We start from the raw sequence: 12,528 nt of genomic DNA on the forward strand, positions 1-12,528 counted from the left end.
ACCGACGAACTGAATCAAAAAAGGTCAACAGAAAAGCAGCAAGAAAAAGAACTACAGGATAAGACTGAAAACAAAATAATCAAACAGAAAAAACACAGGTTCCAGGAGGTATCCACAGATGGGCCTATATCCCGGAGGAAGGATCAAAAAATAAGAAAGCAGATAGCGTCCCAAGCTTCGAGTTGAAGAATATACGGGCTTACTACCTGCTCTCTACGCAAACTTATAAAATTGTTTGAAAACTACTTGCTTTTAAACGGTATAACTCTCTGCTGCGCAAAGAGGGGAGGCCTTGGGGCTATTTTTTCCTCACCCTCTTTACGAAGTAGAGAGGGTCGACCAGCGATAGCGTAGTCGGGGTGAGTCAAATAGGCGAGCGGCCCCGCTCCCCGATGTTAATGCCCGTGAGCAGCCTCAGCCACTTCTTTCCAAGCATCAAAATCGGCCTGGCGGGCGGCGTAAACACCGGCTACCATAGGGTAGGCCACCTTACCAAGCAAAAAGTGAAGCGGTGGGTTCGGGCTATCAATCAGGGCCAGTACGGCATCGGTAGTCGCTTCGGGCTTGCCCCAGCTATCAGGTGTAGCACCTTCGGCGAAGGCTTGTTTTACAGGGGCATATGCTTCTATAGCCTCTGTTTGTGCAGCTGATGCGCCCGACCAATCGGTAGAGAAACCGTTAGGCTCTATAAGGCTTACGTTGATGCCGAAGCCTTTTACTTCTGTAGCCAATGTTTCGGTTAAGCCGTTCACTGCATATTTGGATGCATTGTAAAGGCCCAGTACCGGCAAGGTCATGAGGCCCAATACGCTCGACACCTGGATGATGTGTCCGCTCTGCTGCTCACGCATAATAGGCGTTATGGCCTGCGTTACCCAAAGCAGCCCGAAGAAGTTGGTTTCCATTTGCTGGCGTGCTTGTGCTTCGGTGGTTTCTTCTATTGCGCCGAACAAGCCGAAGCCGGCGTTATTGATGAGCACATCTATACCGCCGAAGTGTTCTTTGGCTTTGTTTACAGCCGCGAAGCTGGCGGCACGGTCGGTAACATCCAGTTGGATGGGGAGTACGGCATCGCCGAATTCGGCAACCAGATCGTTAAGGCTATCGGTATTGCGGGCTGTTGCGGCAACTTTATCGCCACGTTGTAAAAGGGCCTTTGCCCAAATTTTACCGAAACCACGCGAGGCACCGGTAATGAAGATTATTTTTGACATTGCTTGTTTTGTTATTTGTTGATAACAAAGGTATGGCGCCGCAGTCGGCAGGATTTATACAAAACACGGGATGTTTAGCACAGATTGTGGTTGGGAAAATTATAGATTAGATTTAGATTGCGTGCGGTTTACTTTGCCGAATGGTTACCTAACAATATGGGTATAAACCCCGGAAGCTTACAGCAAAGAGAGCGTACACAAATACCAGCTGGGCCTGCTTGTATTCTTTTCATTTAAGCCATAACCTTACTACTTTTATCTTATGAAAAAACTCTGTTTTACCTTAGCCACAGCATTTGTTTTAGTTCAATTTGCTTATGCTCAAAACACGTTTCCGGCATCGGGCAATACGGGTATCGGCACCGGCAAACCGGCATATCCCTTACAGGTTAATGGCATAGCAACCTTTACCGATGGCACCCCCATCGGCGTTGGTGCGCTTGGTATCCCGGCCGCCATTTTGGGCAGCCAGGCAATTTTTTCTACTACAGCGGGTGATAATTTTAAGATAGCAAATTTTAATTATGCCGAGCAAAAGGCGGCAACAATTGGCTCGATACAGGGCACAGAAGGCTTTGTAGCGGTTTCGCACCCCTCCGGCATCGTAAACCTGGCTTTGGGTACCATTGGGAATGTGCAGCTTAACAGCATACAAACTTTAGCCAGTGCCGTTAGTGTACAGGGTGGCGGCAATACCAGCCTGCCAGGCACTGTTACCAGTTGGAAAATTTTCAACGCCGGCATAGGTAATACAGGCGGGGCCAAAATAGCCCATGCATATGGGCTGTTTGTAAACACTTTCCCCGCGGGAGTTGACTATAAGTACGGCGTGTACGTAGCAGATAGCAGTGCAAACAATTTTTTTGCGGGCAATGTTGGGATAGGCGTATCAAACCCTCAGGAAAAATTGTCGGTTGGCGGTACTATCCGTGCAAACGATGTTAAAGTGGATTTAGATTTAACCAGCGATATTTTAAAGCCAGGCTATAAGCTAACTCCGTTAGTGAAGCTCAAAGCTTATATCTATCAGGCGCACAGTCTTCCGCAAATGCCCTCAGCGGCTGGTGTGGCTAACGATGGTTTAAGCCTCGCAGGGCTTAACAAGCTGCTGCTTCAAAAAGTAGAAGAACTTACTTTATACTTGCTTGAGAAAGATAAGCAGATAAACGAGCTGGAAGAAAAGCAACAGGCGCAGGACCAGCTCAGCCAAAAAATGTTGAAGCAGTTTGCACAGATACAAAATCAACTGAATAGTAATAAGAAACTGAAACCTTGATGGCAGCCTTCCTGCTTTTCCGCCGCAGTTGGTCTTGTGACCAACTGCTTTCGATGATGCTTCCCGCCGCTGTTGGTCTTGTGACCAACAGCATTGGGATGAACTATCGTTCTGACCGATAGGCTTGTCGACGACAACATCGACAAGCTGAAATGGTATTCGGTAAATTAAGTGATCCGGGAGTTGTTGGTCACAAGACCAACCACGGCAGAAACACGGGATGTTTAGCACAGATGCAGGGAAGGAGATTGGTAGGGGGGATGGGAATTTATTTTGTAATACATAGTTTTAAAAATCATTGCGTTACATTTACACAAAGTAAATTGTAAACCACCAAAGAACCATATGAGTATAAAGATCACCCTGTCAGCATTATTGTGCTTGTGCCTGTTATGTACAAGCACATTTGCACAAACCCCGGACGCCGTGAAAGCCGGCGCGGATATCGCGGTAACCAGTACCGTTTACGGTAAAGTAAAGGGCTACGTCCACAACAGTATCTTTACTTTTAAGGGGATCCCTTACGCAAAGGCCGACCGCTTTACCCTTCCGCAAAAGCCAACACCCTGGACGGATGTACGTAGCTCCATGACCTATGGCCCCGTTTGCCCAACAGACCCAACTACAAGCGTAAGCGACCCTTTTGAATTTGCTTTTAACCATAATTTAGGCTATAATAACGAGCATTGCCAAACCTTAAACGTGTGGACACAGAAATTAAACGACGGAAAAAAACGACCCGTAATGGTTTGGTTGCACGGAGGCGGATTTACCGCAGGCTCAGCTATCGAGCTGCCATCTTACGATGGTGAAAATCTCGCCAAAAAGGGCGACGTTGTTTTGGTCTCCGTTAATCATCGCTTAAACGTTTTGGGCTTTCTGGATCTTTCTGCCTATGGCGATAAATATAAGAATTCCGGTAATGCCGGGCTTGCCGATTTGGTGGCAGCTTTGCAATGGGTAAAAGAAAATATTGCCCAATTTGGGGGCGATCCAAACAACGTTACCATTTTCGGTCAATCCGGCGGAGGCGGGAAAGTTACCTGCATGATGAATTCGCCCATGGCCAAGGGCCTGTTTCAAAAGGCTATTGTAGAAAGCGGCAGCTATATTACTTCGTTCACAGATAAAGCTGTTTCGCAACGGATAGCGGCAGCCTTGCTAACCGAATTACATCTGCAGCCCTCGCAGGTAGATTCGCTTCAAAAGATCCCTTACGAAACCTTGAATTTAGCAAGCAAAAAAGCGATAGGCAAAGTGAGTGCCGAATTAAGGAAAGAGGGGCACCCGGCCAATGTAGGCTGGAATGCCGTACTGGATGGAGAGATGTTCCCATACCAACCTGCCGACGCTAAGGCCATGGAACTGGGCCGGGGAATACCCTTGTTGGTAGGCACCACAAAAAATGAATTTACACCCTTCGCTCTCACGCCTAAGGACCTTACCATGGACAAGGTAAAAACAACCCTGCAGCAGAAATACGGCAGTAATGCCGATGCCTACATGGCAGCCGTAAAGCAGGCGTATCCAAATACCAGCAAACCATCGGAGTATATCGATATCGAATTTGGTTTTCGTTCCTTAGCCATTAAGCAGGCAGATCAAAAATCAGCACTACCGGGTGCAGCACCGGTGTACACGTACCTTTTTACCTGGCAGTCGCCCGTAAACGATGGTATGTATAAAGCCATGCATTGTATGGATATTGCCTTTCAGTTTGATAATATCAAACGCTGCGAAGAAATGACCGGCGGTGGCAAAGATGCCTATGCCCTTGCCTCCAAAATAAGCAGCGCCTGGATCAATTTTGCCGCCACAGGTAACCCTAATACACCCGGCTTGCCGCAATGGCCGGCTTACACTACAGCCAATGGCGCGGTAATGATACTGGATGTTAAGCCCGTAGTCCGCAACCATCCCGATGCCGAACTGTTAAAAATAGCCGCCGCGCCAAAACCTTAAGGTAACAAGCGTATTGTTCGCTTGAACGCATCTTTCAATATCAGCATTCGCCGTTGGTCGCAAAACCAACGGCGTTTCTTTTTCCCCGCTACTATTTATAACATTAGCATGCATTGAGAATAAGTTGCCCCTATGGGAATAGTGTGCTCGTTGATGGTGATTTGTGTTTTATCGAATTTGCTAACCTTATCGCGCGCAACTATAAATGCCCGGTGGGTGCGTATGAATTTTTTGGTAGGGAGCATAAACTGCATGTCTGTTATGGTGATGCGGGTGCTTAGCGATGTATTGCCCTGCAGAAATATCCTGGCATAGTTGCCGGCAGCCTCAATAAAAAGGATATCGTCTAACTTTACTTTGATTTGCTCGTAGCCGTCTTTGATGAAGATGGATGGGGCCGGCTCGTTGGCCTCGGGCTTGTTTCGTAAGGTATAGAGTTCATGTGCTTTATTGCAGGCCTTCAGAAAGCGCGGTAGCGAGAACGGTTTTAACAGGTAGTCTACAGCGTCCAGCTCGAAGCTTTGTAGCGCATGTTCAGAATACGCAGTGGTGAAAACAACCATCGGCGCATTATTAATGCTATTCAAAAAATCGATACCGCTGATATCGGGCATTTTAATGTCCAGAAAGATCAGATCGGTTTTATTCTTCTGCAAATAGGCTAGTGCTTCAAATGCGTTTGTAAAGGTTTCTTTTAATGTAATAAAGGGAACCATAGCTGCATGCGAGCGCACCACATCTAGTGCTATGGGTTCATCATCAATTGCGATGGCTATCATCATTTAAAATTAGTTATTAACCGCCAGCTGTATGGTTAGGTGAACAAAAAACTCCCTGGCATTTTCACGGATAACGAGTTCATGCCGGTTTGGATAAAGCAAACTTAACCGTTGCTTTACGTTTTCCAGGCCAATACCGCCACGGTCTTTTTCCGGATCATTCTCCTGGCGGCTGTGTATGCTGTTATGCACATCAAAATAGAGTGTGTTCCCTTCTATCTGCAGGGCAACTTCAATATGCGAGGGGTTCTGCAGGCTGATACCATGTTTAAATGCATTCTCTACAAAGGGGATCAACAGCATCGGGGTGATGGTGAGCTTGCCCTGATATTCTTCAATATCGGTTTCTATCGTTATAGCCGGCGACGTGGCACTGCGCAATTTTTGCAGCAGGATATAGTTCTTCAGGTATTGAATATCACGCGAAAGCGTAATGGTATCCTTGATGTTCTCCTCCAGCATAAAGCGCATCATTTCGCCTAATTTCTGTATGCCCTCGCTTGTTCTGGCAGCTTGTTCCTGCAGTGCAGTGCCGTAAAGGGTGTTTAAGGCATTGAATAAAAAGTGTGGATTGATCTGCGACTTTAAAAAATTGAGATTGGCGTCTGACTGGCCAAGTTCGGTCTTCAACATGCTGATCTCCTCCTGTTTCTTCGCGTTGCGCCGCTTGTAGGTACCGAGCGCTAATGGGGTTACCAGCAACAATTGGGTGAGAAAATTAAGGATCACCAGGTTCTGTCTGTTATCTACATCCCCGGTATCTATAACCATTACAGCATTTACGGCAGGCCTTTCCAACACCCGGTTATTGCCGCTAAATACTAAACCCAACATATACACGGTAATACAGGATAGTACGGTGAACAGAAACATGCGGAGGATATAGTAAAAAGTATTCCCGTTATTCAGTTTAAGAACAGGCAAATATACGTGCACGGCATATAAGTACACCACTATGGCAGCCGGTACCACAAAAAGCAGGTAAAATCGCATCATCAGCGGAGTAGAGAGGTACAGCAGGCCTATGGTGATCAAGAGCCAGGATGCAGTAAGCAGGGTAGCTTCGCTGTACAAAGCAGCTTCGTTGTTCTTTTGGTTGCGGTTGAAATAAATGAACATAAGCTTGAGGGCGAGCAAGGCTGTAAAATATATGTTGATGATGCCCACCAGGTAACCGAGTGCCAGGAAAATAAGCAGGTACAAGGACCCCCGCAACAACGCTTTGCCTTCGCTTTCAAAAGCAGGTGCAAGGTAGAAGCAAAGTAAAAGATACACCGTAAAGGTTACGAGGTAACTGAAAAGCACAGGCATTAGTGTACCCGCGCTTAATTGATCGTTGTGTGCCAGATCAAAGGTGGCTATAAGCAACGCCACAAGTACAAAACCGGTGGCAGCCCAAAACTCTATCCGCGCTGCATCATTCTTAAATTTTAAACTAAATTGTTTTAACATGGCTTTTGTGATATAAGATTTATGTCTTTTGTATTGCAATGGTACAAAGCCTGTTTTTCTTGTGAAAGTAAAATGTGATAAACCATCCGAAAAATGTGATGGACGGAAATTCTCTAATTGTGCAGATAATTTAAAGCAACTATGCTAATGCATAAGAGCAGGTATCGAAGGAGGGTATCAAATGAATTCGCCGTTGCGGCAAGCGCCCCGGCTTGTTTCCCGTATGCAAGGTAAACAGGTGCAAAGCCGTAACGTTAGTTCTTTATCCCAGCCGGGGACGCTTGCGGCAGCGGGGGATATTGTAAAAAAAACTGTCGTCATGTTGAACTCGTTTCAACACCCCATCATAAAAGTCGCCAAATGCTAGCCACTTTGCATACCGCTGACCTGCCGTGTGGGGTGCCGAAACTAGTTCGGCATGGCGGTGGGGAAGATCGTATAGATGGAACTGCTTGCCGTTTACCTGCCGTATGGGGTGCTCAAATAAATCGACATAACGTTGGTGGGAGCGAGGTTTAGCCCCAATGCAACCACTCAACCCTCTCTACTCACCAATCACTGCTTAAAAAATTAATGTGTGCTCCCCTCAATGCTGTTTTATAATCTTAAACCGCTTCATTTAAGCACTTTTGCAATACTTCAGCAAATTGCTTGTCATTTGGCGGTGCAAATATCGTGTTGTGCTCGCCGGGGATATCATGCACGTGAACTCCTTTTAACGCGTATGGTTTCCACCCTAAATATTTAAAATCTTCAATATAAAACGTCTTCTTTTTTGCACGGAATAGCTCAATGCCAACGTTTATTGGCACCAACTTATAATTGTGCAAAGCGGTTTCGCTCTTCTCATCTATCTCATCGCCGAAAATAAGGATACCCGTTTTTTTCGCAGGGCCTATCTTAAACAGCTTTTTGTAAACCTTGCGTACCCGCTTTTTTATTTCGCCGCTTTTGTATTCGATAGTTCTTTTTGGGTCGTCGGCAAATAATACCGCTGTATAAGCCACTTGTTTTAATACGCGCCACACAGCCCCGGCTATTTTCGCTTGCAATGTCAAATCTTTTTTGGTGTAATCCGTCGAAGCATCAAACATGGCCAGCATTTTTACATCTTTACCCATATCAATCAACTGCCTGGCCATTTCGTAAGCAATTACGCCACCAAGCGAATAGCCTGCTAAGGCATAAGGGCCAACAGCATCGCGGTTTATTATTTCGTTTACATAGTTGCGGGCAATGTCTTCCATTACATCCAGCGGTTCGTCTACACCGTTAATCCCTTTTGCCTGTAAACCAAATATCGGTTGTTCGGTATCCATGTGGCTTGCCAGTGCATTAAACAGCAAAACGTGCAAGCCTGCGCCATGCACTATATAAAGCGGCATTTTGCTCCCTTTTGGCTTAATAGGCACCAACGAATCCCAGGTGATTGCCTCGGCATTTATCTCCAGCCGGGCGGCAAGCTTTTCTGCCGTGGCGTGTTCAAACAAAGTAGCTAAGGGCAGGCGTTTACCGGTTGCCTGCTCCAGCCGTGCCATTATCCTAACCGCCACCAGCGACCGGCCCCCAAGTTCAAAAAAGTTATCGAATATGCTTATTTTGGTTAAGCCCATTAGCTCTTCCCATAAATCTACTACCAGTTTTTCGTTAGTTGTGCGGGGCGCACAATAGGCTTCCGTACGGTTAATGTGGCTATAATCGGGCTTGGGCAGCGCCTTGCGGTCAATTTTACCGTTTGGTGTGCTTGGTATGGTTTCCATCTCCACAAAATCGTCCGGAACCATGTATTCCGGCAAGGTGGCCAATAATTCGCGCTGCCATTGTTCGGTAAGCAATTTAAAGTCGGGCGTTTTTTCTCCCTCAGCGGCTAATACAATATAGGCGGCTAAACGCGGGTCGCCGGGCAAATCTTCCCGCGCAATTACCACCGCTTGTTTAACATCGGGCTGTTTGCCCAGCGCGTGTTCAATTTCTTCCAGCTCAATACGGTACCCTCTAATTTTCACCTGGTGGTCTATACGGCCAAGGCAGCTTATCTCGCCGTTAGGGTTAATCTTACCCAAATCGCCCGTACGGTACATTTTATCGCCGGGAATGCCGCTAAAAGGGTTGCTTACAAATTTTTCGGCATTCAGTTCCGGCCTGTTTAAATAACCTACCGCAACCCCGTCGCCGCCTATAACAATCTCGCCAATTTCTCCGTCGGGCACCATGGCTAGGGTTTCGCTCAGTATATAAACCGAAGTATTGGCCACCGGCTTGCCTATCGTAATTTCACTATCGCTATTGATCAGCTTAAGGGTAGACCATATCGTTGTTTCGGTTGGGCCGTACATGTTCCAAAGCTGGTAACAACGGTGCAATAATTTGGCAGTCAAATCCTTGGTTAATGCCTCGCCCCCGCATAATATCTTTAGTGGAAGTTGCTCTTCCCAGCCCATTTCAAGCATCATGCGCCAGGTATAGGGTGTAGCCTGAAACATGGTCACCTTTTTTTCCCTTACCATATCCAGCAATGCCCGGCCATCTTTAGCCATAATAGAATCAATCAACAATATTTCGGCACCAACACTAAGGGGCAGGTAAATATCCAGGCCGGCAATATCAAAACACACTGTAGCTGTGGCCATTACCTTATCTGCCGGACTGATGCCGGGCGCCTTTTGCAGGCTCAGCATCAAATTTACCATGCTATGATGCGCAATTTGCACCCCTTTTGGTTTGCCGGTTGAGCCGGAGGTGTACAATATGTAGGCTAAATCGTCGCCAGTTACCGCTACCTCGGGCTTTAGCGGTGGGTAATCAGCCGATATCAGCAGGGCATCTTCTATTAAAATCTCCTCGGCGGTTGAGGTAAAATGGCCTTTGTACTTTAAAGAGGTGATGAGTTTTTTAGCGCCGGAATCTTCCAGCATAAATTCGATACGGTCTTTAGGGTATTCCGGATCGAGCGGCAGATAAGCAGCGCCCGATTTTAAAATGGCTATCAGCGCAATGATCATCTCGGGGCAACGGTCGAGCGCAAGGCCCACTACATCCCCTTTTTTAATCTGCTGGTCTACCAGTATTTTTGCGATGCGATTGGCGGTGTGGCTTACCTGCGTATAGGTTAAGGAGCGATCATCAAACGTTATCGCTATATTATCAGGATAGGTTTTCGCGCTTTCATCGATCAAATCGAACAATGAAATTTCTTTCGGATAGATTACCGTGGTGTTGTTTAATGATGTCATTAATTAGAGAAATGGAATTTTGCGTTAAACCATCAAATGAATTGAAATAGCCATCGTAAAGCTACGATGTTATACGAAAAATAGAAACTTTGAGTTTGCTGATTTTTTCTGAGGTAAGCCGATTGTGGCCCGCGAGGATGGAATTCGCGCCAATCACTAAGGCGGGGGAGGGGTTAAAAAAGCAAAGTCGTATGCTACTGTAAAGCGTCCCCGGCTTACGGCCCGTGGTCTTTGAACCTTAAAACGGTCGTCATGTCGAATTTTTTTCAACACTCTATCATAAAAGTGGCCAATATTCCTAGCCACTTTGCGTACCGTTTACCTGCCGCGTGGGGTGCCGAAATAAGTTCGGCATGAAGTGGATGGGAAGGTTTAACCCCGATGCAACCACTCACCGCTCTCCATTCACCACACACTAAATATGGGCCTTCCTGCGGGCCTGCCTGCCTTGTGGGGCACCGAAACAAGTTCGGCATGACGTGGATGGGAAGGTTTAACCCCGATGCAACCACTCACCGCTCTCCATTCACCACACACTAAATACGGGCCTTCCTGCGGGGCTACCTGCCGTGTGGGATACCGAAATAAATTCGGCATGACGTGGATGGGAAGGTTTAACCCCGATGCAACCACTCACCGCTCTCCATTCACCACATACTAAATATGGGCCTTCTAAAGAACACATATTTCCAATAAACTTAACACACTTTTTATTGACATTTTATATATTCCTATTTATCTGTTTATCTCGGTGGTAACACAACTTTTAACTACGCAAACCGTTCAAAAGTGGGCACTTTTGTTGCTAATTAAGCAGAAAAAATAATTAATTAAAGACCAAAATAATAGCATGTGACATTGCTGTGGTAATTAAATAATACATCGATAAAAAAGTAATCGCTTAAAACCCTAAATCAATGACGCTATTTGCCTCTTTTTTAAAAAGCAATCAAAAAGGCCGGCTTTTACGTTCCTTAGCTAACCATACCCGGTATCAGTTTATTGAAACTATTAAATTGTTGTTTACCCCGGTGCCCGCCATGAAAATTCTGTTTTCGGTAAAACCAGAATGGGAGAAAAAGATACGTAAGGGCTTCCTTTTTACCCGGCATAAACTTTATTTTGAAGCTTTTACTCCCGAAAATATCCGAAATGCAGACCTGGTAGTGCCCTTAACAATAACAGATTTGCGCATTTTAATTCAAAACCGCCACTTGGCGAGCAATAACGCCATCCCCCTTCCCAATTTGAAGGCTGTTGATATATGCGATGATAAATGGCTTTTTATACAAACACTTACACATAAGGGCTTTGGGTATGTAATACCAAAGGTTGGCAGTAACCTGCCCTATCCCTATATGTTAAAGAAAAAAACTTCCATTTCGGGGAGTGACTGTTACCGCATTACAAACGCATGTGATGTAGCAACGTATAAAGATTTGATTGCGCGGCCTGACTTTTTTTGCCAGGAAATAATTAACGGAATTTATGAGTATGCAACCCATATAATTTTTAAGAATTGCGAAATCATATCCTCGCTTACCATTGAGTATGAATATCCTACACCCACATCTATCAACGGTAAAGAAAAATTCATAGCTAAAAACATTGTAGATTGCCAGCAGTTAAGCATATTTTCGGCTATTTTAACATCGATTGGGTTTGAAGGGCAGTGTTGTTTTGATTATAAACTTATTGAAGGCCGGCCCTATATTTTTGAAATCAACCCGAGGTTTGGCGGCAGTGTGTGCCGGTATTTCTTTTCATTTATCAACAGAAAACTGATTTCAATAAAAAAATAAACAGTAGGCCGGATAAGTGCCCATTGAAAAATGTCCGCCGCTGTTGGTCTTGTGACCAACGGCTTTTATGTTGATGAATGAAATTACGCCATGAACCTACATTAGCTTGTTTGGTGACAACACCAACGAGGGCGGAAAAATACAAATTTACCTTAATACAGGTCTGGCATTTCTGGCTACTTTGCAAGCGGGCCACAAGCCGGGGACACTCGCGCCAGGGTGGGTATTGCATGGTGAAAAGCTTTATCCTTTGCCTGATACAAAAAGGAAAAATTCAATTAAAGTTTGTCTAAATATCGAAGTTCTTTTTGGGCATATTTTGCTATTTCTAAGTTTCTACTAGCCGCAAGTAATCTTAGCTTATCAATCGCTTTTTCATTTCCTATTGCAGATAGTGCTTTAATACATTTTTTTGCAAACTGGTAAGTATCGTCATAATCCAAATAGTCAAACTGCATTTCTGTAGCGTCATACAAATAATCAATTGTTTGAGGTGATTTTATTTCTTTCAATAACATCGCAATATCTTCATGTTTCATATGCCAATTCTCTTTAAGAAGCCGACATAATAACAATAAAAAGGAATCATTATAAAAACTCAATAGATCTAATAAAAGTATTGATTCTTCCACTAAATCAGCATCTTTATATGCAATTGCCTTTTCAATCAAATGTTTTAAATAATTTGCAGAAGGAGCTTTCCCATCGAAATATTGTTTAAGAAAATCCGCTTCATTTATACGCCTCTCATACAATGCTTTTACTATTGAACTGAATTTTGCTTTCATTGTATCACGCTATAGTTTATGG

9 protein-coding genes are annotated in these 12,528 nt (G+C 45.0%); 4 read left to right on the top strand and 5 right to left on the bottom strand.

The genetic code is table 11. The features are described from left to right. Window positions 1-186: hypothetical protein (locus E2R66_RS28805; protein ID WP_204985925.1), on the top strand; the 186-nt coding region annotated here is incomplete at its 5' end. A 209-nt stretch (window positions 187-395) separates the two neighbouring features. Here the strand turns inward: E2R66_RS28805 and E2R66_RS13775 are convergent. Beyond that, on the bottom strand, window positions 396-1,214 hold the full coding sequence (locus tag E2R66_RS13775) for an SDR family NAD(P)-dependent oxidoreductase (protein ID WP_133231689.1): 819 nt from the start codon (window positions 1,212-1,214) through the stop codon (window positions 396-398). 262 nt (window positions 1,215-1,476) lie between these two features. Here E2R66_RS13775 and E2R66_RS13780 point away from each other — a divergent pair, with 262 nt between their 5' ends. Beyond that, on the top strand, window positions 1,477-2,490 hold the full coding sequence (locus tag E2R66_RS13780; protein WP_133231691.1) for a hypothetical protein: 1,014 nt from the start codon (window positions 1,477-1,479) through the stop codon (window positions 2,488-2,490). Between the two features lie 345 nt (window positions 2,491-2,835). Beyond that, on the top strand, window positions 2,836-4,452 hold the full coding sequence (locus tag E2R66_RS13785; RefSeq protein WP_133231693.1) for a carboxylesterase/lipase family protein: 1,617 nt from the start codon (window positions 2,836-2,838) through the stop codon (window positions 4,450-4,452). A 95-nt stretch (window positions 4,453-4,547) separates the two neighbouring features. Here the strand turns inward: E2R66_RS13785 and E2R66_RS13790 are convergent, their stop codons facing one another. From E2R66_RS13790 to E2R66_RS13800, 3 genes are all read right to left on the bottom strand, one after another. Beyond that, entirely contained in the window at window positions 4,548-5,234 is a 687-nt protein-coding gene (locus E2R66_RS13790) for a LytR/AlgR family response regulator transcription factor (RefSeq protein WP_240049318.1), read from the bottom strand. Between the two features lie 6 nt (window positions 5,235-5,240). Next, window positions 5,241-6,683: a sensor histidine kinase gene (locus E2R66_RS13795; protein ID WP_204985926.1), complete on the bottom strand. Its 1,443-nt coding sequence runs from the start codon at window positions 6,681-6,683 to the stop codon at window positions 5,241-5,243. Between the two features lie 605 nt (window positions 6,684-7,288). Further along, the gene (locus E2R66_RS13800) at window positions 7,289-9,916 is read right to left on the bottom strand and encodes a non-ribosomal peptide synthetase (protein ID WP_133231695.1); all 2,628 of its coding nucleotides are present in this window, start codon (window positions 9,914-9,916) and stop codon (window positions 7,289-7,291) included. Between the two features lie 1,040 nt (window positions 9,917-10,956). Here E2R66_RS13800 and E2R66_RS13805 point away from each other — a divergent pair. Further along, window positions 10,957-11,718 (top strand): ATP-grasp domain-containing protein, encoded by a 762-nt coding sequence (locus E2R66_RS13805; protein WP_133231697.1) that lies wholly within the window; start codon window positions 10,957-10,959, stop codon window positions 11,716-11,718. A 278-nt stretch (window positions 11,719-11,996) separates the two neighbouring features. Here the strand turns inward: E2R66_RS13805 and E2R66_RS13810 are convergent, their stop codons facing one another. Next, complete coding sequence (locus tag E2R66_RS13810; protein WP_133231699.1) at window positions 11,997-12,506, bottom strand: hypothetical protein; 510 nt, start codon at window positions 12,504-12,506, stop codon at window positions 11,997-11,999. Between the last annotated feature and the right edge of the window lie 22 nt (window positions 12,507-12,528).

Origin of the sequence: Mucilaginibacter psychrotolerans, assembly GCF_004519315.1 — a bacterium.
Taxonomy (GTDB): Bacteria; Bacteroidota; Bacteroidia; order Sphingobacteriales; family Sphingobacteriaceae; genus Mucilaginibacter; species Mucilaginibacter psychrotolerans.

Coding starts and splice junctions, on each gene's coding strand:
- E2R66_RS13780 (WP_133231691.1), top strand. CDS start 1,477: ATGAAAAAACTCTGTTTTACCTTAGCCACAGCATTTGTTTTAGTTCAA.
- E2R66_RS13795 (WP_204985926.1), bottom strand. CDS start 6,683: ATGTTAAAACAATTTAGTTTAAAATTTAAGAATGATGCAGCGCGGATA.
- E2R66_RS13800 (WP_133231695.1), bottom strand. CDS start 9,916: ATGACATCATTAAACAACACCACGGTAATCTATCCGAAAGAAATTTCA.
- E2R66_RS13805 (WP_133231697.1), top strand. CDS start 10,957: ATGAAAATTCTGTTTTCGGTAAAACCAGAATGGGAGAAAAAGATACGT.
- E2R66_RS13775 (WP_133231689.1), bottom strand. CDS start 1,214: ATGTCAAAAATAATCTTCATTACCGGTGCCTCGCGTGGTTTCGGTAAA.
- E2R66_RS13810 (WP_133231699.1), bottom strand. CDS start 12,506: ATGAAAGCAAAATTCAGTTCAATAGTAAAAGCATTGTATGAGAGGCGT.
- E2R66_RS13790 (WP_240049318.1), bottom strand. CDS start 5,234: ATGATGATAGCCATCGCAATTGATGATGAACCCATAGCACTAGATGTG.
- E2R66_RS13785 (WP_133231693.1), top strand. CDS start 2,836: ATGAGTATAAAGATCACCCTGTCAGCATTATTGTGCTTGTGCCTGTTA.